General features: G+C 30.3%; 23 protein-coding genes and 1 pseudogene. 19 read left to right on the forward strand and 5 right to left on the reverse strand.

Going from position 1 to position 25,416, the window contains the following annotated elements:
• Nucleotides 1-491 precede the first annotated feature (491 nt).
• A complete protein-coding gene (locus BN2665_RS11850) occupies nt 492-713 on the forward strand; it encodes a hypothetical protein (protein WP_055667330.1) in 222 nt (73 codons plus the stop codon).
• 517 nt (nt 714-1,230) lie between these two features.
• Nucleotides 1,231-1,506, forward strand: a complete 276-nt coding sequence (locus BN2665_RS11855) for a hypothetical protein (RefSeq protein WP_055667331.1) — start codon at nt 1,231-1,233, stop codon at nt 1,504-1,506.
• Nucleotides 1,507-1,526: 20 nt separating this feature from the next.
• Here the strand turns inward: BN2665_RS11855 and BN2665_RS11860 are convergent.
• Nucleotides 1,527-2,701, reverse strand: a protein-coding gene (locus BN2665_RS11860) for an IS3 family transposase (protein WP_154674979.1) whose coding sequence is annotated in 2 segments (ribosomal slippage) — nt 1,527-2,434 and nt 2,434-2,701 — 1,176 coding nt in all. Because the reading frame shifts where the segments join, the coding sequence is not laid out codon by codon here.
• A gap of 249 nt (nt 2,702-2,950) precedes the next feature.
• Here BN2665_RS11860 and BN2665_RS26285 point away from each other — a divergent pair.
• Nucleotides 2,951-3,190: pseudogene (locus BN2665_RS26285) on the forward strand (tyrosine-type recombinase/integrase); the annotation flags it as partial.
• Between the two features lie 736 nt (nt 3,191-3,926).
• Nucleotides 3,927-5,120 carry a leucine-rich repeat domain-containing protein gene (locus tag BN2665_RS11870; RefSeq protein WP_055667333.1) on the forward strand — a complete coding sequence of 398 codons (1,194 nt, stop codon included), beginning with the start codon at nt 3,927-3,929 and terminating at the stop codon, nt 5,118-5,120.
• A 176-nt stretch (nt 5,121-5,296) separates the two neighbouring features.
• On the opposite strand, the gene BN2665_RS11875 is transcribed toward BN2665_RS11870, so the two are convergent.
• Nucleotides 5,297-5,893, reverse strand: coding sequence for a glycoside hydrolase family 75 protein (locus tag BN2665_RS11875; RefSeq protein ID WP_055667334.1), 597 nt, complete (start codon nt 5,891-5,893; stop codon nt 5,297-5,299).
• A gap of 189 nt (nt 5,894-6,082) precedes the next feature.
• On the opposite strand from BN2665_RS11875, the gene BN2665_RS27010 reads away from it, so the two are divergent.
• Both BN2665_RS27010 and BN2665_RS11880 read left to right on the forward strand, forming a co-directional pair.
• Nucleotides 6,083-6,298, forward strand: a complete 216-nt coding sequence (locus BN2665_RS27010; protein ID WP_154674936.1) for a hypothetical protein — start codon at nt 6,083-6,085, stop codon at nt 6,296-6,298.
• 67 nt (nt 6,299-6,365) lie between these two features.
• On the forward strand, nt 6,366-6,566 hold the full coding sequence (locus BN2665_RS11880) for a DUF4177 domain-containing protein (RefSeq protein ID WP_055667335.1): 201 nt from the start codon (nt 6,366-6,368) through the stop codon (nt 6,564-6,566).
• A gap of 91 nt (nt 6,567-6,657) precedes the next feature.
• Here the strand turns inward: BN2665_RS11880 and BN2665_RS11885 are convergent, their stop codons facing one another.
• Together BN2665_RS11885 and BN2665_RS11890 are read right to left on the reverse strand one after the other, a co-directional pair.
• Nucleotides 6,658-6,978, reverse strand: coding sequence for a helix-turn-helix domain-containing protein (locus BN2665_RS11885; protein ID WP_055667336.1), 321 nt, complete (start codon nt 6,976-6,978; stop codon nt 6,658-6,660).
• Nucleotides 6,979-7,645: 667 nt separating this feature from the next.
• Nucleotides 7,646-7,864, reverse strand: a complete 219-nt coding sequence (locus BN2665_RS11890) for a helix-turn-helix domain-containing protein (RefSeq protein WP_074042298.1) — start codon at nt 7,862-7,864, stop codon at nt 7,646-7,648.
• Between the two features lie 128 nt (nt 7,865-7,992).
• Between BN2665_RS11890 and BN2665_RS11895 the strand changes: the two genes are divergently transcribed.
• The 13 genes from BN2665_RS11895 (at nt 7,993) to BN2665_RS11955 (ending at nt 23,567) form a co-directional block, all read left to right on the forward strand.
• Complete coding sequence (locus tag BN2665_RS11895) at nt 7,993-9,291, forward strand: ATP-binding protein (RefSeq protein WP_055667338.1); 1,299 nt, start codon at nt 7,993-7,995, stop codon at nt 9,289-9,291.
• Nucleotides 9,261-9,632, forward strand: coding sequence for a hypothetical protein (locus BN2665_RS27585; protein WP_055667339.1), 372 nt, complete (start codon nt 9,261-9,263; stop codon nt 9,630-9,632). Before BN2665_RS11895 ends, BN2665_RS27585 begins: the two co-directional genes overlap by 31 nt.
• A 411-nt stretch (nt 9,633-10,043) precedes the next feature.
• Nucleotides 10,044-14,018: a KAP family P-loop NTPase fold protein gene (locus BN2665_RS11905; protein WP_055667340.1), complete on the forward strand. Its 3,975-nt coding sequence runs from the start codon at nt 10,044-10,046 to the stop codon at nt 14,016-14,018.
• 624 nt (nt 14,019-14,642) lie between these two features.
• Entirely contained in the window at nt 14,643-15,137 is a 495-nt protein-coding gene (locus BN2665_RS11910) for a DinB/UmuC family translesion DNA polymerase (RefSeq protein WP_195892694.1), read from the forward strand.
• A 15-nt stretch (nt 15,138-15,152) separates the two neighbouring features.
• Nucleotides 15,153-15,416 (forward strand): hypothetical protein, encoded by a 264-nt coding sequence (locus BN2665_RS11915; protein WP_055667342.1) that lies wholly within the window; start codon nt 15,153-15,155, stop codon nt 15,414-15,416.
• Between the two features lie 262 nt (nt 15,417-15,678).
• Entirely contained in the window at nt 15,679-16,245 is a 567-nt protein-coding gene (locus BN2665_RS11920; RefSeq protein ID WP_082435898.1) for a hypothetical protein, read from the forward strand.
• An 87-nt stretch (nt 16,246-16,332) separates the two neighbouring features.
• A complete protein-coding gene (locus tag BN2665_RS11925) occupies nt 16,333-17,142 on the forward strand; it encodes an alpha/beta fold hydrolase (protein WP_055667343.1) in 810 nt (269 codons plus the stop codon).
• A gap of 314 nt (nt 17,143-17,456) precedes the next feature.
• Complete coding sequence (locus tag BN2665_RS11930; protein ID WP_055667344.1) at nt 17,457-17,834, forward strand: hypothetical protein; 378 nt, start codon at nt 17,457-17,459, stop codon at nt 17,832-17,834.
• A gap of 432 nt (nt 17,835-18,266) precedes the next feature.
• Nucleotides 18,267-19,283 (forward strand): rod shape-determining protein, encoded by a 1,017-nt coding sequence (gene mreB, locus BN2665_RS11935; RefSeq protein ID WP_055668384.1) that lies wholly within the window; start codon nt 18,267-18,269, stop codon nt 19,281-19,283.
• A 103-nt stretch (nt 19,284-19,386) separates the two neighbouring features.
• On the forward strand, nt 19,387-20,190 hold the full coding sequence (locus BN2665_RS11940) for an MBL fold metallo-hydrolase (RefSeq protein WP_055667345.1): 804 nt from the start codon (nt 19,387-19,389) through the stop codon (nt 20,188-20,190).
• A 279-nt stretch (nt 20,191-20,469) separates the two neighbouring features.
• Nucleotides 20,470-21,213, forward strand: a complete 744-nt coding sequence (locus BN2665_RS11945; protein ID WP_055667346.1) for an N-acetylmuramoyl-L-alanine amidase — start codon at nt 20,470-20,472, stop codon at nt 21,211-21,213.
• Between the two features lie 193 nt (nt 21,214-21,406).
• Entirely contained in the window at nt 21,407-22,906 is a 1,500-nt protein-coding gene (locus tag BN2665_RS11950) for a DUF1538 domain-containing protein (protein WP_055667347.1), read from the forward strand.
• Complete coding sequence (locus BN2665_RS11955; protein ID WP_055667348.1) at nt 22,887-23,567, forward strand: P-II family nitrogen regulator; 681 nt, start codon at nt 22,887-22,889, stop codon at nt 23,565-23,567. Before BN2665_RS11950 ends, BN2665_RS11955 begins: the two co-directional genes overlap by 20 nt.
• Nucleotides 23,568-23,657: 90 nt before the next feature.
• Here the strand turns inward: BN2665_RS11955 and BN2665_RS11960 are convergent, their stop codons facing one another.
• Nucleotides 23,658-25,415, reverse strand: coding sequence for an ABC transporter ATP-binding protein (locus tag BN2665_RS11960; protein WP_055667349.1), 1,758 nt, complete (start codon nt 25,413-25,415; stop codon nt 23,658-23,660).
• Nucleotide 25,416 lies beyond the last annotated feature (1 nt).

Consider the following 25,416-nt stretch of genomic DNA (forward strand, 5'->3'; position numbering starts at 1 on the left):
TTATTCAAATTTTAAAAAACCAATAGTTATGGTTTCTTTTTTTTAATGGTAAGCATAGGATTCTTGTTATTGATGGAAACCATAGGCTTACATATAAGACAAAAAATAATATTAATGACATTAGAGCATTAATCATTTCAGAAAGATCGGTTACAGAACATGAGTTGCTTTCATCTGGTTTTGATAAATTTTATTATATTATGCACAATGAACTAACCCATATGGATGATGAAACACATTCTAAGATGACAAGGGCCTTTGAATTAATTCAAAAATCGTATCTTAAAGATTCATAATTTAAATTTTAATAGAAAGTTTAAGTATTTAATTTATAATTAATAAGACTATTAAAAACTACATATCTGCCTTATATTTTACTTCTTATACGGAAAAATATGTTATGATAAAAAAATAATGAATTAGGAAACTTAATGAGTTAACATTTTCCTGGATTAGTCCCACCAGTAAGCCGGAGCCAGGATGTTATGGTTATGAGTAATGCAATTATTATAATCGCCATCTTAGCAGTAGTCTCTGTGGCATCGCTAGGAATGGGAATGGTACTTTTGTATGCATCAGGTAAAGGTAAAAATAAGAATATAGCTATGGACAGAGGAGCAAAGATTGGAAAAAGCGGATTAGATGCTGAGATTAGTATAGACGTAAATAATAATAAAAATATTAAACAAAAAAGCAAAAGTCAGGAAAAATAGCTTGGCGGCATTTTCCTGACCTCAAATGATACTCATTTTAGTAACGCATGCGTGCTGTTCTCTACCATTATTATACCACGATTTTATTAAAATAAACACATTAAGTATAAAACAAATATATCATTATTTAAATAACTTAGTATTATTAGGCTGTTATTCTTATATGCTGAAGAATCTGTTAATATAAAAATATGAAAAATTTATTACTCTAAAAATCAATGAAAATATGACTGAGAAATAGAATTTTCGGCCATGTTTTTGTTTTTAATAGTTAATTAGAGACCGAGGATACGATATAATTGTAATGCATATAATATCTGAGAATACATAAGCTCTATCTTTTAATATTTTACATATTTTTAATAAGACGGTGATTGTAGTGGAAACTAATTTAATGACTATGATTAATAATTATATTACTTGACTAAAAAATGAAAGTAAAAGTGAAAATACAATAAGGATTATATAAATGTAGTTAAAAAATTAATATCCTGATTGAAGTGATAAGATATAAAAAATGGAAGCACCAACAATAAATAAAATAATAGCTGCATTAAAAAAATATTTCAAATTCGCCATGGATACTCAATTAACAATATATAATCCAATGAGCAAAGTAACCATGAAAAGGATAATGGCTCAATATACAGCTCCAAGATGGTTGTATAAGCAGGATAACACTAAATTCTTTCATGATATTGAACAAAACAAGAATGAAAAACGAAAAGCTAAGGATTGCCCTTTCCCCAATAAAATAGACACACTAAACTCGTTATATCTCATTTTCTCGTAGAATAACTAGTTATTTCATTTTTAAGCTGCAGTTACTTTTTTATTTGCTCTATTATAAAACTCATCTGGAGTTAAATAGCCATTAGAAGCATGGATTCTCTGTCTGTTATAAAATATCTGAACATATTCAAAAACAGCTGCTCTAGCTTCATCACGGGTTTTAAAGTGCTTTCCATAGAGCCATTCGCACTTAAGTTTACCCCAAAAGGACTCCATAGGAGCGTTGTCCCAGCAGTTACCTTTGCGTGACATGCTACATATAAATCCATACTTTTTTATAAGATTTTGATAGTCATAAGAACAGTACTGAGACCCTCTATCAGAGTGTAAAATGACGCCGTTAGGCTTTCCAGCGCGTTGATAAGCATCATTTAAGGCATTAATTACTAGTTCTTTAGTCATTCTTTCACTCATTGATAATCCAACAATCTTCTGTCCACATAAATCCATAACCCCAGCTATGTATAGCCAGCCCTCATCTGTCCACAGGTAGGTTATATCGCTAACCATTTTTACATTAGGTTTGTCTACAGAGAAACCGCGATTAAGGATATTTTCTGCAACTGGAAGCTTATGATTAGATTTAGTGGTTGCCCTAAATTTCTTAGAAACCCTTGATCTTATACCATTCTCACTCATTAGTCGTTCTACTCTTTTATGGTTAATAGGCTTAGGTTCTTCTTTATTTATAATTTGAGTAATCTTAATAGACCCAAAAACCTTGCCGCTTTTATTGTGGATAGTTTGGATTTTTCTTAATAGACTTCTATTTTCTATTTCTCTTTTACTTTGAGGTCTTTTATCCCATGCATAGTAACTGCTTCTAGAAACACAGAGGACTTCACACAGCTTCGCTATACGATATTTATTGCAGTTAGCTTTGATAAATTCAAACCTTTTTACTTTAGGTTCTTGGCGAAGAAAGCTGCCGCTTTTTTTAGTATCTCAATTTCCTCTTTAAGCTCTCGATTCTCTCTTTCTAGCTTTCTGAGTTTTTCATCTTCAGGACTTAAATTACCACTACCAGGGAAAGGAGCATTAGGAGATTGTTTATATTTTTTTACCCACCCTTGAAGTGTTGTAGGTTTTATCCCTAGATCTGCTGCTACCTTTGAAACGGGTTCCTTAGTTCTCTCTATTCTCTTTACTGCTTCTAATTTAAATTCTGCACTATAATGGTTATTCATTAAAATCATTCCCTTCACTTTTAGTATAACACGAGTTCCTCGTGTCTACCAAAGTGGGTAAGGGTCAGATCTTGCCATATGTAGATATTGGAGAGTGCTTGATTAAGATTACAAGAAGCTTCAGACTTGAATATATATGATATATGTCTAAAAAAACAAAGAGAAGATGTAATAGTTCGGAATGGTAAAGGTAATAAATTTCGAATTGTTCCTTTTAATAATGATGTTAAAGAAAGTTTATAAAATTGGCTTAAATTTAGGAGAGAAATAAATAAAGAAGATCCTTTATTTATTAGTGAAAAAAATACTAGGTTAACATCTCGTTCCACTTATCGTATAGTAGTTAAATATACAAAAATGGCACGATTGGAAGATGTATCTCCTTATGCTCTTAGACATAGATTTTGTAAGAATCTAGTTGATAAAGGAGTAAGGTTAGAACGTATCGCATATTTAGCTGAACATGAAAATCTAGAAATGACAAGACGCTATAGCTAATCAAGCAGCAATGATCTTAGAAATGCTGTACAAACTATATCTGAAAAAACTAGGTAATTTATATGAATTTAAAAGTTAGATAATTATTAAGGCTAGAGCAAAGGAAAGAATTTACTCAAATATCACAGGATGTAGCCGAAATGCTGATGATAGCTCTATACAATGTTAGTAGATATCATTAAACAATGAATAGCGACTAGCTATTGTGAACTAGCAAATGTTCAAGAAAGAATACAGAACTATTAAAAATGATTTAAGAAGATGAAGTTATATAATAAAACTAATTCGATTTCATGAGAGACTTTTTAATGAAATTTTATTGAGTTAGAAATACCATAAAACATCTTAAGATTGAGTTCATTGGAATACATGACTATTGTCTAATACTTAATTAAAATACAAATTTTATTTATAGATATGGCTGATGATTCATAAATAAAAATCGTAAGGATAAGGGAGGTGCTCACATATTTTTTCAAATATGTGAGGTGATTATATAACCTAAAAGTTATTAAAGTTATTGAAAATAGTTGATTCATTAAGGTGCTAAATGAGGTTTTAAGTAGGAAACAAGAATTTATATATATAATTTTAACCACCATGTTACTATGGGAGTGTATACTTGAAAATATTAATAATAAAATATTTATATATAAACTTGTATTTATAAGTATGAAGAAGGAAAATTTTCCTATATAATTATTAATATACAATATTTAGAAAAGGAGAGAGTTAGGTGAAAAAAATTATTAGCTTAATTATATTATCTATATTTTTAGTAGGCTGTGGTGGAAAGACAATAGAAAATAATATAAGTATAACTACCGTTAGTCAATCGCAACTTGTTAGTGAGGAAGCTTTAGGAGCTTTAAAAGGTGAAATAGTTACATTTGAAGACGAAAATTTAACAGAAGACATAAGAAAAATAATCAAAAAGCCTAAAGGAAATATTTTAAAAAGTGATGTTGCAAAAATAACTGAATATACTTATGGAGGTTCAGGAAGAATAGAAAATCTTAAGGGTATTGAGAATTTAATCAATTTAGAAAAGCTAACAATGGGTAATTGTAGGATAAATGATTTAATACCATTAGAAAACTTAACAAAGCTAACTTATTTAGATTTAAGCAATGGAACCATAGAAGATATAACACCATTAAAAAATTTGACCAATATAACTTATTTAAATTTGTTTGGTAATTATAATATATCTGATATTACATCACTAAGTAAGCTGATTTCCTTGAAGGATTTAAATTTAGGAAGAAATAATATAAGTAATTTAGAAGCATTAAGTGATTTGGCTAATTTAGAATATTTAAACCTTTGTGCAAATAAAATAAGCGACCTATCGCCTTTATATAAACTCACTGAACTAAAAACATTAGATTTAGCAAATAATGTGGAAATACGCTCTGTTAAATCCATATATAATTTAGTAAATTTAAAAGAATTAAATTTGTATGATAATAAAATAAGTGATATAACGCATTTAAAACAATTGGTTAATTTAGAAAAATTAATTATAGGAAAAAATAATATTAGAAATTTAGAGCCTATAAAAAACATGAAAACGTTAAATCATTTAGACATAGCCTACGGTAAATTAAATAATTTAAAGGGATTAGAGGAATTAACTAATTTAAAACATTTAAATTTATATTATAATCAAATAGAGAATATAGAAATATTGGGAAATTTAAAAGCCTTGACAGTATTAGTTTTAACTTCGAATAAAATAAAAAACATTGATGCTTTATTAAATTTGGTTTCTATGGAAGAATTATGGATTGATTATAATAACATATCTAATATACAAGCTTTAAAAAATCTTATAAATCTTAAAAAATTGAAACTTAAAGGAAATCCAATAGAAGATTATAGTTATGTAGAATCGTATTATAAAAATTTGGAAGAAAAAGATTTTTAGATCAATATTGCAATTACTTTATAAATTGAGCTTTTAAGATGATATAGTTAACATTATTATAATCAAAAGTTAACTTAATATTTAAGAATATTTAAAGCAAAAGTGGCTGTTGTTAAAAGTGATTTTTAGAATATTATTTTAACAACAGCCATTTTACTTAGTTTATACAAAAATATTTATTGGATTGGTGGCATATTATCTCTAGTGTTAAGAAAGTTTTGAGTTTCTATTATTGCATTTGTTATTAATTCACTAGGAGTTGGTACATTGTTATAAACATTATATCCATATCTTTTACCTGAACCAGGAAACATAATTGTAATAAATCTTTTCTCATTGTACCCATAAAAAGTTCCATTGGCATTTCTATAGCCTAGACCTAGCTTGTTAAAAACAGCAACTGACATTTCACCTATTCTACCACTTGGACCGTTTTCAGCGTATATTACATATACTGATCTATCTGTTACAGTGTCTATGACAACTCCTAAATCTCCAATCTTAATGTTGCTATTATGGTTCATGGGTAACACTATATAAGGGTGTATATCTGCATTTATTTTGTTGCCCATTGTTGTAGTGGATTGATGCGTTGGACTTTGTGTAGATCCACATCCATCAGTGCATACTTGAGCACATGTTTGCCACATAGTAGCACCAGCGTAATGACTCATAAGTTGAACATATTCTCCTGACCCATTATTAGCATAATACCTTTCACCAGGATATGTTATTCCTTCTGATAATATTTGTTTTGCAGTTGATGCGTACATTTTAATAAAATCCTCCTTAAATTATATTTTTATAAGAAATTTTCTTGTGCACTTGAAAGATCTTACATTAATTAAAGAGTATAATAATGAAAAAGTGTAAACATGATATTAAAAAATATTTTTATGGTCTTTTAAGAGAAGATATCTTTTACTAATTTAAATGGAAAATATATTCTAGGACAATTAGTAATGAACTATATTGGAATTATAGAAAAAATAAAAGATGAAATAACTAAAATCTGTAAAGATGGAACGTGGTATAATGTAGAGATCTATGAATGCTTTACATGCGAAGATTTAAAATTCTTAGTTCAGTGGATTATCCTAAGGAGTACATTTGGCAATGTACTAAGTGCCAAGTTATTGTTCACAGAACGCTATATATTATGTACTAGATTTAGATAGACAGTTTATTAGCGTAGAATAGTATTAAATTACTCCAAAAATGAAAAAAATAAAGGAGGAAACTTAAATGAAGTGGGAATATAAAGTTATACAAATTGAAAAATATGAGGGTTTAAAAGATTCTGTAGAGCTGCCAAAAGAACTTAATGATTATGGAACTGAAGGGTGGAAGGTTGTAGGTGTTTTACAGCCACAACACAATGAAAAGGTAGGGATTTCTAATTCATATACGAATGCAGTAACCTTCAAAAGAAGGATAGAAGATTAATGAAAGCTATTTAAATTCTGATAAATTATAATATAAACAGCTGATATAGTATTTAGTTAAACAACTACAATATCAGTTTTATAAAGGAGTTTTACTGCTTATTAGCAATAAAATCATATAGTTTATCGAGAGTGTTAGCTATACGTTCTAAATTATTACTAATTTTTAGTAATGTATCCTCATTACTTTCATCAAGAGATATATCTCTAAGTATTGATTTTATGGGAATAGATAATATCTCGCAAATTTTTTGGATTTTGTTTAATGGGATAGGTTTTTCACCCTTTTCATAGTAGGAATATGCGGGTTGAGTAATATCTAATAATTTATACATTTCTTCTTGTGTCATTCCTGCTTTCTTTCTTGCATATGAAATATTTTCTTTTATTTGCTCAAGCGATAATGATAACATAATAATAATCCCCTTTAATATAAGCGTTTATAAATAAATATAACTAATAATTATATTATATAAAATAAAAACATAACTGCCAATTATATATACTAATAAAAAGTTATATTATTTTCTATCTTGATAAAATAGAAAATCTAGAGTAGCAGATAATAGATGTTGCCATAAAAACTATTTTAGATATGCTTTACATAATGAAATAGTTATATTACTACAAGCGTAATTAAAAATTTTAAAAAATTAAATATATTACAAAGATAGGATTTACCATTACACTAATTTTAGCTAATGCAACAACATTCTTAGTATTAAGAATTAATTTTATCAATGATTAGATTGCTTTAGTCACTAAAATTATTTAAGATTCTTAGATAAAGGCTGATTTAAATGAAATTACTGTATGTTATGTAGTTATTCATTTACTAAGATTATTTTGGGAAAAAATAAAAAAAGAGCAAAAGATATTATTAAAGATGTTAAGGAAAGAAGAGCAAATATTGAAGGTAGACAAGAAGAAAGGTATAGAAATCAGACTTTATTTTTCTATACATTACTTACAGTGATAGTTATTTAAACTATGGTAAGAATATGTTAAACACAAATCGAAATTTATAAAAGGATAGGTGTACTAACTATCCTTTATATTTTTATAATATTGTTCTATTATCTAATCAAAAAGATCGTTTATATCAACTCCAAGAGCTTGAGCTATTGCTTTAATTTCGTAATCTAGAAGAACTCTTGTTTGATTTTCAATTTTAGAGATAGTTGTTTGATCAAAGTCTATACCAAGGAGATTTAGACGAGCAGCTAATTGAAGTTGAGTCACCTTCTTATATCGTCTAAGTTTTTTGATTCTCTTTCCAGTAATATTTTTTACTAACATAACTATCATCCTTAAAACTAAAAATGTTATGTAATGATTTTAATAGAAAAAACCTATAAAAATATGCTAGATTAGCATATTTTTAAATTTTGTGCAAATATTATTATTATGGAAGGTAGGTGAACATCTTGGAAAAGTTTAGGCCTCAAGTAAAAGACATTTCAATGTTTAGAGAAATAGCTCAGAATATGGTTAACCCGATGGAACTTCTCAGAGAAGCTATTAGTAATTGTCATGATGCAGAAGCTAAAGCAATTTCAATAATTGTTTATAGAAATAACATAGGCAAATTTATTATTGAAATTTATGACGATGGCAAGGGATTAAGTAAAAGTGATGTTCATAGATTTTTTAACTTAGGAGATTCTAATAAGGGTAAATTAGGCATTGGGGAAAAAGGATTAGGAACGAAAATATATTTTAAGAGTGATAAAATAATACTTCAAACACAAACACGAAGTGGCGAGGCGTATAAAGTAACAATGGAACACCCATGGGAGCTCTTGTGTAATAATACATTACCAGAATATGAGGTTGAAACAATCTTACCCAAAACTGGTAGGGCAGGGACTTGTGTAGTGATTGAAGGGTATAGGATTAATAACCCAGAGAAATACTTTAATTTTGAAACAATTAAGGATTATGTATTGTGGTTTACTGCAGCAGGAAGCTTTAAAACATACTTTGCAAATTGCACAGAACTACATAAGTATATACATAATATGCAGATAGCACCTCGAATTTTTATTGAAGACAAAATTAATAATATAAAAGAAGAAATTGCAGGTACACATCAATTTCATCCGCCACAAGAAAAACCTAGAATTGACCCATGTGAGCTTATTTACAAAAGATCTGTAAATTACTGTAGGCACTTCGGTCCTTATCATAGAGCAACAAATATTAATGGAGAATATGTTTCGTTTCAAATGTATGGTACAGTTTCTGGAACAAATTGTAGAAGGAAAGTTGTGAAATTAAAGCAAGGTGAAAGTCTAAGGTCTAGATTTGGTGTCTATTTATCAAAAGATTTCATTCCCTTTACTAAAAAGGTAAATTTAATGCCAGATTTAAACTTTAACCACTATCACTTATTAATAAACTCTCAAGCTTTTGAATTAACTGCTGATAGAAACGATTTATCAAATCAGAGTGACCAAAAGGTTAAATGGGTCTTTGATGAGGCAAGAAAAATAATTATTGAAGATATCATTCCTTTGGCTGACGAGGGATATTTTAGTTTAAGAAAATCTGAGGAAATTGAATATATGGTAAGAGAAAAGCAGAAACAATTAGAAAACAGACTTGATAGTTTTGATAAAATAGAAGACCTATTGTTGGATGAGATTCCAATATCAAAACGTCCAGATAATGAATCGCAAGTTGCACTGCTATTATGTCAAACCCAGGAACAAAAAAATATATAGAACATATTGAAAAAATCGGTCATTATTCACATAACTCAACAACTGATATGATTTGCTTTGGTGATAGCGGAAAGAAAGTTTTGGTTGAAATAGAATATAAATTAAGCAATATATTTAAACATGAGCATCCTTATGAGACTTTTGATTATATTGTATGCTGGTTAGTTGATCTTGATATAAATGAGAAAAAAACACTGAAGGATGGAACAATATTGAGCTTAATCAAAGAAGATAATAATTGGGTACTTAAGCATGGAGCGCAGAAGATTATACCTATTATAGAACTAAAACACTTAACTAATACGTTGGAAAAAAGGCAAATTGGGAGAGTAACTTGCTAATAAAAAGCTTAATTGTTATCAATAAAAAATTGAACACATTATATAATAACGTTGTTTTTATTTTTTAGTAATTACTAATTAGATATTAGTGGGGTAACGAACTTCATTGATACATAATATGCATTATATATTAATTGAATATAAAAATCTTATATATTATGAATAAATTATAATAACAGATTATTAGTTAGTGTTTTAGTAAAGCATAGTCTGTAGTGTGTGCAACCAACATATGCATGTAGGTTGCATTCACTATAAAGTCATACTGTTATAGCCTGATAGCTTTTCATTTATTATATAAAAGTTATTTTATTTTACCAATTAATCAAGGATTTTACTAAGTTATATTGTTTGTTTGAGTCTATATTACTATAATATATAGTATATAAAATATATCTAGGAGGAGTGTTTATGGATATACCTCAAGATAAGATGCCGTCTTTGCTTGATAGAGAAATTTCTAACTCAAAAGAAGACGCTTTTGGTCATAGGCATATTGCGAAGGCATTAACCAATTTAATAGAAGGACATGATCCGCCATATTCTATAGGACTTTTAGGTTCTTGGGGAGTTGGAAAAAGTTCTATTAAGCAAATGTATTTGGAGGAATTAAAAGATTCTACATTCAATGATAATAGGAAAAATAGAAAGAAAAAAATACATACAGTAACTTTTAATGCATGGAGATATGGTGGTCTTGATATAAAAAGAGTGCTTTTGAGACATGTATACATTTCATTGGGGGGAAAAGAAGACGATTTAACAGGAAAACTATATAATCAAACTACTGAAAATCTCAATAAAAAAAGAACATGGAGAGAAATAGGAAAAGATTTTTTTCAAGCTTTTGTTTGGTATCCAGCACAGCTTTTATTAATACTTCTGGTATTTATAATATGCTTTGTTATTTTAATGTGGTTTATTAAAGATTTAAAGTGGGCGAGCGCAATAACAGGAGGTTTTGTTTTAGCAACAACTTTAATTTGGAAGCAAATTTCTTCTTACAAGCCTCCTTTAGTGCCTTTATATTCAACTGTTACAAAAGTATATCCTCCTAGCACAAATGCTGAACAGTACATAGATTATTTGATAGCACAATTGAGAGAATTTAAGCAAGAAAATCATGGCTGCGAACGTATTGTAATATTTATTGATGACTTAGATAGACTAACATCAGAAGAAATGGTTTCAGCATTGGATGCGGTTAGAGTTTTTATGGACATACCTAAGGAATACATTCCTCAAGGGATAGGTGTTGTATTTGTTATATCTTGCGATGAAGATAAGGTGGCTAATGCTTTAGCAAATAAAAAGAATGGTAAAGAAATTGATCCACAGGAAGCTAGAAGATATTTAGATAGGATATTTCAATTCCGGTTAGAAGTTCCACCAATGCCTAAAAGAGATATGCGTAATTATGCAAGCAAAAAAATACTAGAAGTAATGCCTGGGTTTGAAAAAGAATTGGAGGAATGTAATTGTAAGTTATCTGATTTAATAGACCGATTAATTCATATAAAGGTTCAAAATCCGAGAAACGCAGTGCAACTAATAAATGCTTATGCGCAATCGTGGTGGATAGCTAAACATAGGGAGTGGGAAGGTTCTGGGTCAAATCGTCCAGGAGGTTTGTTACAAGGCACAATAACTAATTATCCGATAATTCTGGCAGTTATTACCGTATTAAAAATTGATTATCATTTTTTTTATAATGACTTGATAGAAGAACCAAATATTTTAAATGATTTTAAGAAGGTATTTATACAGAATAACAATAACGATTTATCTTCTTCAAAGTCAAGCATTTTGTTAGAAAAATACGGAAGCTTGGAAAAATGTCAGCTAAAAGATAATTATAAAGATTTAAGACAATATCTTGCAAGTATTCAGGGAATTAAGATGCCAAAGACATTGCAACCGTTTATATTATTATCTCAGGATTCTGTATCTAGAAAAGTTGGCGATAATACTCGTGTATATGATGCACTAGTTTCGGGCGATGTTAATGGATTCTTAGATGAAATACATGTGCACTCAATCCAAAATGTGTTTAGTTATGAACATGTTCATATGATAAAAGATATTATTGAGGAGATTGGGGGGGATACTACAAGCAGAGTAGAAAATGCTGCATATGTGTTAGGTAAACTTAATAATATGTTTGAAGAAGGTACTGAAAGTATAATTAGTTTTATCGTATCAAAGTTAGTAGAGTCTAACATATTAAGATGGAGAATGTCTATAGATACGATATTTGAAATAATGAAGTTGTGTTCAAAAGAAGAAAAGAAAGATCTTGTAGCTGCATTAATTAATGAATTTATTATATCTAATGGCAAAATAGATTTTAAAACTCCTGAGGGGGAAACCTACTCATATGATGATATAGAAGACATAATTGAGAGAGTAATTCCCGTAGTATTAAAAGTTTACTTCGAAGAAGGATTAACTGAGGTGCACGAAAATAAATTAATTAATTGGTTAAAAGAACGTAGAGTTAATAATGGCATTGATGAAGATTATATTGACTTTTCGAAATTATATGAATGGTATGGAGAGTTTAAGGAGGTATTGTTTAAGCCAATTGGAATTACATATGCTATTGAAGGACTAAAGTATATGAAGGCCCACGAAGATGTTAAACTAGATGATTTTCATGATAATTATAAAGATATTATTGAGTATACCTGGTCAAGGGGAGAAGAAAGTAGAAGTATAGTTTGCGATATGCTAGATGAATCTTTTGCCGTAAAATGTGAAGACATAATAGATTTATCTACAGATTATTTGATTGAAAAGATATCTTACTTTGACAGTGTTCAAGTAAATAAACTTATTAGGGCATTCTCAAGTAGAATAGAAAAAGGATTAATAGAGGATTCATGGCGGCTTGAAAAGTGTAAGGATTTATCTTATAAACTCATTTATGTGTTAAGCAAAGCCAATAGTATAGATGAAAATTCAATTGACTCAATAAAAAAATTGGCTATAATATGGGCTGAGCAACAAAATTATGGAGAACTAGCTTGTAAGGCAATAGATATAGTTTGGAATAATGACACGAATAAGGCTTCTCAAGTGTTGGATATTTGGATAGAAGGTATTTTTGAAAAATTAGAAAAAGAATGTATCTTGTGGATTTGCAAAAATATCAGTATATTACCGGCCAATATACATACTAAAATATTTACAAAACTAAATATTTTTCATAATTATTATGTCGAGTATTCTGAAAGAGAACTTAGTATATTTGATACAATTATAAATAATATTAAAGATGATGATTATAAAATATCTGCAGTGAATTCTTATTTAGCGCGAGTAATAAATGTTATGTATAACAATTATTCTAACGTAAGGTATATCTCTAGTTTAATGCTAATAGTAGCATCAAAGTTAAGATTTGTCTCTCAAAGTGAAGTTAATGTACTTTTAAATTACTTATTCACACATGGGGAGTATACTAGCAATCCAAAGAACTTCGAACTAATTTCAAGAGCATTGCTTGGTAGGTGGGATACTGTCAGCATTGATGATAGTGAGGCAAATAATATATATAACAGTTTTGTAAATCATCTTAATTCCTATTATTCGTCTGAGTATTCAGCAAAAATATTTGAATCATTTATTACCCTAGTATCTAATAAAGCATCAGATGCAAATAAGCAAGAGGTTATAAAAAACCTTGCATTAAAAATATGGAGTTATCATAGTATCGAAGTTGGAGAGTTAATAAGAAAATATAGTATTAAATTAAATCCAGCTCAAATTGCTGAATTATATAAAGTTACATCTATAGATGAACAAAATAGTAAAGAAGCTTTACTTTTCACATGGAGATACTTATCTCAAGATATGGATATAGAAGAATGTAATGAAGTTATTAGGTGTTTATTATCGTATCCTAAAAATGATGCGAATGATTTTGGGTTAAATAACTGGATAAAGATAAATAAATCTACAATATCAAACTTAATAAGTTTGGTTTTTTCAGGTAAATCTAACAATGAACAGGTAGGACGAATAGCTTATCAGATAGTAACTTTTATTGACGATATATTATTTGAAGATATACTAGAGTTTATATATAAAAGCATAGTGAATAATATTGAAGGTGCGGTAAATGTAATACTAGAGAATAAGGAAGCAGTAGCCAATTCCATAGCTCAAGAAAATAAGCAAAAATTTAATGATAATTTATTATTAGTTGCAATAGCTGCTAACAGGATAGCATATAAAAGAGATATAATGAAATGGTTGATAGAACAAAAAGATTCAGGATTACTAAGAAGGAATAAAAAGACGTTAGGGGAGCAGCTAGACGATGAGACTAAGGATATTTTCCTAGAGTATTATCCGAATTCTAAGATATTATCAAAATTATAAACTAAAGTTTTGATGAGCATTCAGTGGCTTAATTATTATAGATCTCTGAATGCCAATACTCTATAATAACACTTTGTTTGTTATTAATATTCACAGTTGCATTTGTGGGCTGTAAAAACAAAACAAGTACAGGTGTGTATCCAAGTGTAGTAGAATGGGATAATTTACGGAATATCAGGCACAGAAGTTTCTAAAGATACTCTTGGGAAAGAATTAGGAGAAGTAAAACGAAAAGTAGCAATGCCTTTAGCAAATGGAGATTTTAATTCCCTTTCAGTTGAAAGTAAATTTTTGGAGTTGAAGGCGTTGCTATAAAAGAATTTGTAGTGCTTAAAAAAATGGTAAGCTTTGTAATGTTATTAAGCATGGTTTTTCAAAATAAATGCTATATAAAGTAATGACGATTTATAAGAAAAGTGCGTATTATTCTGTTAAATAATTTATTGACTTGCATTTACTTATTCCCAAACGAATAGCATAACTTTGATTTAACCCATTGGTTACATTACCTCCATATATGTTAATCTATAAAGTTATATTCTGGTACACTAGGAGTTTTCATGATAATCCAATGGAATAGATAGTTCTGAGGTACGTAAAAGCAATCATATAGAAATGAAAGGTATGGGCAATTCAACCACTATTAGATTTGATGTAGAGGACAGAGATACAGCTCATAAAGTTATTTTATCTCTTACAGAGATGGTAGGAATGAGGCTAAGGCATAGCCAAAATTGTTGTAAGTTGATATCTATTAACATTAGGAGCAATGAATTTATAAACTATTCTCACCAAAGAAAAATATATAACCCAACAGATAATACTAGGAAAATTGCGAAGGTAGCCTGTGACCTTTTTGATGAGGTGTGGAAAGGAGAACCTGTAAGGCATTTAGGTGTTAGAGTTAGCGAGCTTTGTACCAATGAATATTGTCAGAGTAGCATCTTTGATGAGAAGAATAGTGAAAAAGATAGGGCCATTGATAGAGCAATAGATGAGCTAAGACAAAAGTTTGGATCAAAAACCATAATAAGAGCTGCTTTTATAAACTCTGGGATTAAGGGACTTAGTGGTGGTGTAGGAGAAGAGGAATATCCAGTAATGACAAGTATTTTATAATTGGGGTGGTGCAAGATGAAAATAGTGGCAAGACCGATACAAATGGTTGCATGGTTTAAGGAAGATGGGACTCCTAATCCAGTGAGATTTAAAATTGTTAATAGCGATGAAACTTATAATGTAATAATTATAAATAAAATAATAGCATGTCAAAAAGAGAAGCTTGCAGGTAATAATATGCTTGTTTTCAGATGTCAAAGTGTGATTAATAGAATAGAAAAAACTTTTGAAATTAAATATGAATTATCAACCTGCAAATGGGTTTTGTGGAAGATTTAGATGTATAAGTTAATAGTCGAAGTTGTTTCCCTATATTAATAAGTGCAATATAGCAAGTCACATTGCAATAACTGTAAAAATGAATTTATAAAATATTAAGAAAGATAAAGGACCGTAACAGGTCTTTTCATTTTGCTTTATTTTTTATTTTTTAAGGAATTTTAAAAAAATTATTGAATATAAAATAAGTATATAATTGGCAAAAGTATAGATATCTTGCAAATGCTAAGTGCTATGGCAGACTATATCAAAGGAGGTAACAATGAATAGTGATAGTATTTCAATGAATAATTCCATAGTTGAGCCTTCTGGAGAGAATCCTATCAATGAGTCCTCAAATATTAATTTACAAAGCAAGCATTTAGATGATAAGGCAGAAAGTAAAGATGCAAAAGCAAGCAATCAAAGTATTTGTAATATAATTTCGGATATAGAGAATTCTAAAAAAATAAATGATATATTAATAAAAGGCAAAGCAGATGATGAAAACTGCCCTCAGGTCTCTATAAACGATACTATCAATCAAACAGCAGATACATTAAAAAATATAAATTCCATAAAAGATGAGCTATGTAAATTACCTTTAAACCCCTGTGAACTTGAATATATTAATAATAGCGTTTTTCCATTGGTAAATACATTATATTTGGTTTCTACAGCTTCTCTTAATTTATCAACTTCAGTTAACTATTTAACTCTTTCTTCTATAGTACATCCCAAAAGATCAGAGCTTAAAGATACAATTAGTTTGATATATGATATTAATGAAGAGTGTGAAGAATTATTTAGGGTGATTAAAAAAAGATTAAGTATAGTGCTAAAAGATTGATTTATGGAAATAAATAAAGAATTCACCTATTTATTTTAGGATGCATAACATGTTAATGAATACAATTTTATTAATGGAGGAATGTAATTGGGATACTATGTTAGAGTAGAACCTGACGTAAAAATATATGTAGAAGATGTTAATCCTGAATGCAGTAAGACGATATTGTTTATACACGGCTGGCCAGCAAATCACAAATTGTTTGAATATCAATTTGATCAGTTACCTAAAATGGGTTATAGATGTATTGGCATTGACATAAGAGGCTTCGGTAATTCAGATAAGCCTTGGAGAGGATATTCTTACGATAGATTAGCAGACGATGTTCGAAAGGTAGTTGAAACACTCAAATTGCAAAACTTCACCCTTGGAGGGCACTCGGTAGGAGGAGCCATTTCAATTAGATACATGGCTCGCCACAACGGATATGGCGTATCTAAACTTGCGCTTTTTGCTGCTGCGGCACCTAGCTTTACCAAACGTCCAGACTTTCCTTATGGGTTAACTAAAGAAGATGTAAGTAAAATCATTGAAGAGACCTATAATGATCGTCCAAAAATGTTACAGGGATTTGGAGATATGTTCTTCTTCCAACATATAACTGGCGCTTTCTCAGATTGGTTCTTTCAACTTGGATTGCAGGCAGCAGGTTACTCCACTGGAAAGCTTGCAGAGGCCCTTAGAGACGAAAGCTTATTTTCTGATCTTGGAAAAATATGCGTTCCCACTTTAATTCTTCATGGAGTTCATGATAAAGTTTGCCCATTCCAACTTGCTATAGCGCAAAAGGAGGGAATTAAAAACTCTAAACTTGTTCCCTTTGAAAACAGCGGTCATGGATTATTCTGGGAAGAACGTGATAAATTCAATATGGAACTGACAAAATTTATTGGATGATAGCTTAGAAGAAGTTAATGGAAGCTTATTTCATTGTTAGAATTAGAAACATTGAAGTATAAATGGAAAAGCCATAGATTAGTTTTGTTCTAATCTATGGCTTTTTATATATCCCATATTGCTAATATAGGAGTGGCGTTTAGGCGGGCTTTAGCCCTAATACTATTATATGTAATTAAAAGAAAATTGTTACTTTAAAATTTAAACCTTTGTTAAAAGGAGGTTAAGTAATTATCTCATAGGTTGACAAGTAGGTATAATTTGATATTATTATGTAATACAAAGAAATGCGTTATATTATGGGAGTGAGAGTTTTGAATGGCGCAAGGAAAATATGTTATAAATTTTTAACATTAAATGATTATTTCAAAAGTCAGAATTATTCTAATCATCCTAAGGTTATAAGAATTCTGCTAGAACATTTGATTAAAAAGATTAAAATGAGAGAAATTATTGATTGTATGATTCAAGAAAGAGGGGACAAGTCAATAACTTTCGTACCATCATCGTTAATAGAAGACGGTAGGGCTGAAAGGGGTATGAGGAATAAAAATATAATTATTGTGAGTTACCGTATTGATTGTATTGAAATTGAATTTGATTGTAGGAATAAGAAAAAATATTACCTAAAAGAAGATATTAATGATGAATTAATTGAAAAGATTATTATGAGGTATCAAAACATAAGGTAAAAAGAGCTCTTGTTAAAGCTCTTTTTTTGAAGGAATTCTAGAATAGGAAATATGGAGAACATATCCATGTTCATAGTCATGAAGAAATAGTTCATAGGCGCAAGTATATACCAGATATACATCATACTCATGAACATTAATAATTTTAAAGGCATGTTTGGAAAAAGAACCAATCATGCCTTTTTGCTTTAGGTTGTATGTAATTTTTTAGGAAAAATAGTTCTTAAATTTTATATTTTTAATAAATTATAGAATTAGAGGGATTATTTATGCGTTGAAAAATAGAGTAATCAAATATATACTAATGCAAAGTTACTTTTTATCTAAGAGGAAGTCTTTATGAAAAATGTAAATCCACTTTTCGGTATATTACCTTCAGCACTTTCAGTCTTAAAAAGAAGGGTATATTGTAAATTTGAAAGGAGAAATTTGATGAAATTTTTTATAACCTCTAAGGATATAGGAATAGATTTAGGCACATCGAACACTTTATTATATGTTAAAGGAAAAGGTATTTCGCTAATGGAACCTTCGGTTGTAGCTATAAAAGTTAGCGATAGAAAAGTTTTAGCCGTTGGATCAGAAGCAAAGAAAATGATAGGAAGAACGCCAGAAGACATTATAACTATTAGGCCTATAAAGGATGGTGTAATTGCTAATTTTGATATGACCCAACAAATGCTTAAAAAATTTATTGAAAGGGTTACAGGAAAAGCTTCTTTTGCAAGTTCTAGAGTTGTAATTTGCCATCCTTCAGGAATTACGGAGGTAGAAAAGAGAGCAATTCATGAAGCAATCAGAGAAACTGGAGTACGCAAAATTATGCTGATTGAAGAGCCTGTGGCTGCTGCTATAGGAGCAGGTCTTCCTGTAAACGAACCTATTGGTAGTATGATTATTGATATTGGCGGTGGTACCACAGAGATAGCCGTTATTTCTCTTGGAGGAGTTGTTACAAGTAAAACCTTAAGAGTTGCAGGAGATGAGCTAGACGAGGCAATTATTAACTATATAAAAAAAGAATTTAACCTAATGATAGGGGAAAGAACAGCTGAAAATATTAAAATTGAAATAGGATCTGCATATAAGGATGAAGATTATGAAGAAAATTCTATAGAGATAAAGGGACGAGATTTAATGACTGGTCTTCCGAGGGTTATTACCATTACGGACAGTGAGATAAGGGATGCTTTAAAAGAATCAGTAGCTTTAGTAATTGAAGCCATTAGAACTACACTAGAAAAAACGGATCCAGAACTTGCAGCAGATATAATGGACAAAGGGATAACGCTTTCAGGTGGTGGAGCTCTTTTAAAGGGTTTAGATAAGCTTATATTTAGTGAAATGCATATACCCGTATATATTGCAGAATCACCTCTTGAATGTGTGGCTCTTGGCGCAGGAAAGTGTTTAGATATGATAGATAAGCTTGAAGATATAAAAGCTTAGAATATTGAGCTTAGAAATATGAAATATTTTGAAAATCATGTATAATAGTATAGTATTAAGGTTGTTGACTTTACAAATTAAAAGATATATGTTGGAGGATATTATGGAAACACTTAATATTTTAGGCACAGGCTGTGCTATGGTTACAAAATGCTATAATACATGCTTTACTATTTCGGATGGACATGAACATTTTTTGGTAGATACAGGTGGAGGTAATACTGTTCTCTCAAATCTTGAAAAATTGAATATAGATATTAACAAAATTCACCATGTTTTTGTATCTCATAGACATAATGACCATATTATGGGTGTTATATGGATTATACGGGCAGTAGCTCAGCAAATTATAAATAATAAATATGAAGGAAGCTTAATAATATACTGTCATAAGGATAATATTGAGGCTATAAAGACTATAGCAAGCCTTCTCTTAGAAAAGAAATTTACAAAGTGCTTTGGGGAGAGAATAATATTTAATGAAATTTATGATAGGTGTAAAACTACAATATTAAAGTGGGATATAGAATTTTTTGATATTAGAAGTACAAAACAGCTTCAATTTGGGTTTACTACTATGCTTGCAAATGGTAAGAAAATAACCTTTCTAGGAGATGAGCCCTATAGAGAGGAGCTGTTTGAATATGCTAATAATGCTGATTACCTTCTTCATGAGGCGTTTTGTTTATATTCGCAAAAGGATATTTTTAAGCCTTATGAAAAACATCATGTTACCGTTAAGGATGCCTGTGAAAATGCAACTAGATTAAATGCAAAAACTATAATTATGTATCATACTGAGGACAAAAATATAGAAAATAGAAAAAAACTATACACAGAGGAAGGGATGGAATTTTTTGAGGGAAATATTCTAGTTCCTGATGATCTGGATATTATAAATTTATAAATAAATCTATTAATATTAAACCTTATGAAAAAACATGGATTAGTGTTGTGCTAACCCATGATTTTTTTGTTTCTGAGTATACAAGATTCGAATCTTATCCTGTGGATTTTAGGGGTTGCTCCTAAATAAGATTACTCTTAATTTATATATATGAAAATTTAATATTGTCTGTGACAAAATAAGTATAACGAATTATGAAAAAATAAAATATTATAAATAAATTAATTCTTTAGAAGTATATATATTTAATAAAATATATAGTTTTGGAGGTAAAGGTTTATGAAGATAGGTGTAGATATGGGGCATACGGTTTCAGGACCTGATTACGGTTCAGTGGGAATATTAAAAGAGTCAGAATGTACTAGAGAAATAGGAAAGCACCTAAAGAATTTTTTATCATCTCTTGGACATGAAGTCATTGATTGTACTGTAGATACTGCCAATAGCGTGGCTGAAAGTTTAGCAAAACGTGTTGATATAGCTAATGCCAATAATCTAGATTTGTATATATCAATACACTTAAATTCTGGCGGAGGACAGGGTGTAGAAACTTATATAGTATCCTATGGAGGAAAGGCAGCGGAGTTTGCTGATAAGGTTCAAAACAAATTGGCTGGATTAGGTTATGTAAATAGAGGTATAAAAGTAGCCAATCTTTATGTGCTTAAATACACCACAGCACCTGCTATATTAGCAGAATGTGGCTTTGTAGATAGCAAAGAAGATAGTCACAGATATAATGCTTATAATATAGCTAAAGCTATAGCTGAAGGAGTAACTGGCCAGCAAGTAGTTGATGAAAAAAAGTACTATGTAGTCACAAATTATCTTTCAGCAGCTTGGGAGGGATATGCTGGAATAGATATAAATAGTATATTAAATACTAATTTTATTGGAACAAAGGTTTATTTGAGAAATGATGCTAAAGGTATTTGGATTGAGACGGAGTACATGGATTACAATAAAGCTGTAGAGCTTAAAGAAAAACTTGGAACTTTATTTTTTAGCATTAAAGAGGATTAGTTTTATAATTAGCTTAAAGAGAGATCTTTAAGCTATCTTTAAATTTTTTATAAAAATTTTTTTAAAATTCTTTGAATTATTAAACAATATTTGTATTTGGGTTTACATAAAGTTAAATAGTAGGCTATAATGAACGTGCAGTTATGGTTTATATTGTAACTCTAATCTAATACAGAAAGGAAGCTGATACTATTTGAATGTACTTTTTAACAAATTTAAAGAAGTTATATTAGCTGTACTTCCAATTACACTTATAGTATTAATACTTAACTTCACTGTGGCTCCTATAGAAACAGATCTGGTGTGGAGATTTATTGTGGGAGCAGTGCTCATAATAATTGGATTAGCTATATTTTTATTTGGAGCTGATATAGGAATACAGCCTATAGGTTCTCTCATGGGATCCTCGCTTACGAAAAAAAAGAAAATGTGGATAATGATAGTTTTTGGATTTGTTCTTGGATTCCTCATAACTATTGCAGAACCAGATTTACAAGTGCTAGCAGGGCAGGTAAGTGGGGTAACCTCAGGAGCCATATCAAAATTTAGCCTATTACTAGTGGTTTCAATGGGAGTAGGGGTATTACTTGTAGTAGGATTAATGCGAATAGTATTCAACAAATCTTTATCTAAACTTTTAACTATAGTATATGGAGGAATATTTTTATTATCCATATTTACTTCATCAGGCTTTCTAGCCATATCTTTTGATGCAGCGGGAGCTACCACAGGTTCAATGACTGTTCCCTTTATATTAGCTCTAGGTTTAGGGGTATCCTCAGTTAAAGGGGGGAAAGAGTCAGAAGAAGATAGCTTTGGGTTGGTTGCAATAGCCTCAACAGGGCCGATCATATCAGTACTCATAATGAGTATATTGTCTAAAGTAGAAGTATTAACGGGAAATCTAGCCTATGATTCTACAACTACAAAAGGTATAATACATCCATTCATAGAAGAAATACCTAAAATGTTGTTCGAAGTAACAATAGCTTTACTTCCTTTATTAATAATGTTCTGTATATTTCAAATATTCTTTTTTAAATTATCAAAAAAGAAATTTACTAAGATACTAAAAGGTTTAGGTTATACATTTATAGGGTTAGTTTTATTCTTAACAGGAGTTAATGCAGGTTTTATGGAAGCGGGAAGTGCTACAGGATATGCAGTTGCAGTTCTTGAGCATAATTGGATCCTTGTACCCATAGGTTTTATTCTTGGTTTCACAGTGATATTTGCAGAACCAGCAGTATATGTTTTAAATGAGCAAGTTGAAACCGTTACAAGCGGACACATAAAAAAGAAGGTTATATTATATACCCTTTCCCTTGGAGTTGCCTTTGCAGTAGCTCTTTCTATGATAAGGATAATGGTACCTTGGATTAAATTGTGGCATTATCTTTTGCCAGGGTATATACTATCAATTCTTATGTCATATTTTGTGCCTAAAATATTTGTTGGCATAGCCTTTGACTCAGGAGGAGTTGCTTCAGGGCCTATGACTGCAACTTTTATTTTAGCTTTTGCACAAGGGGCCGCAGAGGCCATTGATGGTGCTAATGTTTTAATAGATGCCTTTGGAATAATTGCTATGGTAGCGCTGATACCTTTAATTGCCATACAGGTTTTAGGATTAATATATAAGCGTAAAGCTATAAAACAAGGAGTTGAGGTAAGTGGAGTTAGGGGGAATTAGAAAAGAATATACTATATTTTTTGTTGTTGTGAATTTTGGTACAGGAAGTAAAGTTTTAAAAGAAGCAAAGAATATAGGAGTATCCGGAGGAACAATTTTTTTAGGAAAAGGGGCAGCTAAAAATCACGTTTTAGAAGTGCTAGGTCTTGATGAAATAAAAAAAGAAATAGTATTAATGATTTCAGAAAGTAAGCTTGAAGATCAAATTCATGAAAAGCTAACCGAAAAATTTTATCTTAATAAACCTAATCATGGCATAGCCTTTTCTTTACCTGTCAACAAGATTTTAGGAGCAAGAAAATGTGGTACAGGTAGTAGTGAAGTAAAAACAGGAGGTAGGGATCAAATGGGATATGAAGTAGTTTTTACTATAGTAGATAGGGGGCTTGCAGAAGAAGTAGTAGATGCAGCTGTTTCAGCTGGAGCAGAGGGTGGAACTATAATTAATGCAAGAGGAGCAGGGATACATGAGAACAGTATGTTTTTTTCAATGCCTATTGAACCAGAAAAAGAAATAGTTATGATACTAATAGAGAAAGAAAAGGCGGATTTAGTAATTGAGTCTATAAATAAAACTATACACATTAGTGAGCCTGGTAAGGGGATAATGTTTTCTATGGAGGTTAATAAGACTTCAGGATTATTTAGAAGTAATGTATAGGGAATAAAATCAAAAAAACTTACTGCCGTTAATCGGGTAGTAAGTTTTTTGATTATTCTGCTTAAATACGATACAAAACAGTCAAATGATTTACATAGCATTTTCTTTTATGCCGTTACTGAATTGTATATTAAACAACTTATTATAGATCCCTTTTAATTCTAAGAGTTCTTTATGCTTTCCTTGTTCCTTTACTTTTCCATCCTCAATAACATAGATGATATCTGCATTTTCTATGGTAGACAGTCGATGAGCCACTACCATAACGGTTCGTCCTTTCATAAGTACCTTTAAGGCATCTTGTACAAGTTGTTCGCTTTCGGAGTCTAGAGAAGAGGTAGCTTCATCTAAAAGAAGAATGGGTGCATCCTTCAAAAGTGCTCTAGCTATGGCTATTCTTTGTCTTTGACCGCCAGATAATTTGTTTCCTCTTTCCCCAACTTCAGTGTCATATCCCTTAGGCATTTCTAAAATAAAATCATGAGCATTAGCCATTTTTGCAGCATTTATAATTTCCTCTTTTGAAGCAGAGGGCTTTCCATATAATAGGTTTTCTTTGATGGTGCCATGAAATAAATAGGATTCCTGAGGTACGTAGGCTATCAGTTTCCTTATGCCTTCTAAATCATATTCTCTCATAGCTTTTCCATTAAGGGATATTTCACCGGCTTCTGCCTTATAGAAGCCTAGAAGTAGTTTGAGAACAGTACTTTTGCCTCCTCCGCTGGCGCCGACCAGTGCTGCTACTTGACCTTTTGGAACAGAGATATTTATATGATCTAAGGCTAGATTATCAGAATTATATTTAAAGCATATATCCCTTATCTGAATCATATTTTCTATATTAGCTTCTCCACATAAGGTATATCTTTTTAATTCTAAGGGGGCATCTAATATTTCAAATACTCTAGCTGCTCCTGCTAAGGAGTTCTGTAGTTGAACTACAAAGTTTCCGATCTGGGTAAATAGATTAGTTACAGCTCTTTGAACAGATATTATAGCAACTACGCTACCTAAATCTGCCATTCCTTTAGTAACTAGAAAGGAGCCTAGAGCTATAAGACCAGCATAGCTTAAGGTACCTATGGTATAATTTAATCCATTCATTTCAGCATTTTTAGATGCTCTATCTAAAGTGTACTGAGCTATAGCTTGATTTTCATCCATATACTTTTTAAGTACATAGTCCTTCATGGAGAACATTTTTATTACTCTAAATCCGGCTACCATGTCAGAAAACCTTTGACCAGATAAGGATATATGTTTTTGTATGGCATCGCTAATTTTTCTTACAGGTTTTGTGTATAGAGTATTTAAAATGGTAATAGAAATACCTAGTATAATGGTAAAGGTAGCTAGGTAAAGATTTAAAATCATCATGGTTATAAGGGCTGCTATCCCTCCAATAAGCCTCATGATTATGAGAACTATATTACGGCCAATGGCCTGCTCCATAGCATTTATATCGCTGGTAAGCCTAGAGATAATATCAGCGCTGTGATTTTTGTCATAATAATCTATAGGCAATTTTTCTACCTGAGAAAATACTGCTAATCTTATATCGCTCATAGTAAGGCATATGCACTTTGAAAGAAAATAATCGAAGGCAGGCTCGATTATACAGGAAGCTCCTACTGCGATTACCATTAAAATGGTTGCTCTATATAAAAGATTTCTTTGCATATTAATGGCACCATTTATCATATCCTTATCTACTAAAGCATAGGCAATTTCAAAAGCTGCTATGGTTAAGCAGAGCCCTAATAAACAGAATATATACATCCATTTTCTTCTTTTCATTAGTGAAAGCATACGAAAGAATTCTTTAAATCCTAACTTTTTAAACATA

This window comes from Desnuesiella massiliensis, from assembly GCF_001403615.1.
GTDB lineage: Bacteria > Bacillota > Clostridia > Clostridiales > Clostridiaceae > Desnuesiella > Desnuesiella massiliensis.

What these genes read in the sequence shown, in the direction of transcription:
- BN2665_RS11850 (WP_055667330.1), top strand. Translation starts at nt 492, where the DNA reads ATGAGTAATGCAATTATTATAATCGCCATCTTAGCAGTAGTCTCTGTG.
- BN2665_RS11855 (WP_055667331.1), top strand. Translation starts at nt 1,231, where the DNA reads ATGGAAGCACCAACAATAAATAAAATAATAGCTGCATTAAAAAAATAT.
- BN2665_RS11875 (WP_055667334.1), bottom strand. Translation starts at nt 5,893, where the DNA reads ATGTACGCATCAACTGCAAAACAAATATTATCAGAAGGAATAACATAT.
- BN2665_RS27010 (WP_154674936.1), top strand. Translation starts at nt 6,083, where the DNA reads ATGAACTATATTGGAATTATAGAAAAAATAAAAGATGAAATAACTAAA.
- BN2665_RS11880 (WP_055667335.1), top strand. Translation starts at nt 6,366, where the DNA reads ATGAAGTGGGAATATAAAGTTATACAAATTGAAAAATATGAGGGTTTA.
- BN2665_RS11885 (WP_055667336.1), bottom strand. Translation starts at nt 6,978, where the DNA reads ATGTTATCATTATCGCTTGAGCAAATAAAAGAAAATATTTCATATGCA.
- BN2665_RS11890 (WP_074042298.1), bottom strand. Translation starts at nt 7,864, where the DNA reads ATGTTAGTAAAAAATATTACTGGAAAGAGAATCAAAAAACTTAGACGA.
- BN2665_RS27585 (WP_055667339.1), top strand. Translation starts at nt 9,261, where the DNA reads ATGTCAAACCCAGGAACAAAAAAATATATAGAACATATTGAAAAAATC.
- BN2665_RS11905 (WP_055667340.1), top strand. Translation starts at nt 10,044, where the DNA reads ATGGATATACCTCAAGATAAGATGCCGTCTTTGCTTGATAGAGAAATT.
- BN2665_RS11910 (WP_195892694.1), top strand. Translation starts at nt 14,643, where the DNA reads ATGGGCAATTCAACCACTATTAGATTTGATGTAGAGGACAGAGATACA.
- BN2665_RS11915 (WP_055667342.1), top strand. Translation starts at nt 15,153, where the DNA reads ATGAAAATAGTGGCAAGACCGATACAAATGGTTGCATGGTTTAAGGAA.
- BN2665_RS11920 (WP_082435898.1), top strand. Translation starts at nt 15,679, where the DNA reads ATGAATAGTGATAGTATTTCAATGAATAATTCCATAGTTGAGCCTTCT.
- mreB (WP_055668384.1), top strand. Translation starts at nt 18,267, where the DNA reads ATGAAATTTTTTATAACCTCTAAGGATATAGGAATAGATTTAGGCACA.
- BN2665_RS11940 (WP_055667345.1), top strand. Translation starts at nt 19,387, where the DNA reads ATGGAAACACTTAATATTTTAGGCACAGGCTGTGCTATGGTTACAAAA.
- BN2665_RS11945 (WP_055667346.1), top strand. Translation starts at nt 20,470, where the DNA reads ATGAAGATAGGTGTAGATATGGGGCATACGGTTTCAGGACCTGATTAC.
- BN2665_RS11960 (WP_055667349.1), bottom strand. Translation starts at nt 25,415, where the DNA reads ATGTTTAAAAAGTTAGGATTTAAAGAATTCTTTCGTATGCTTTCACTA.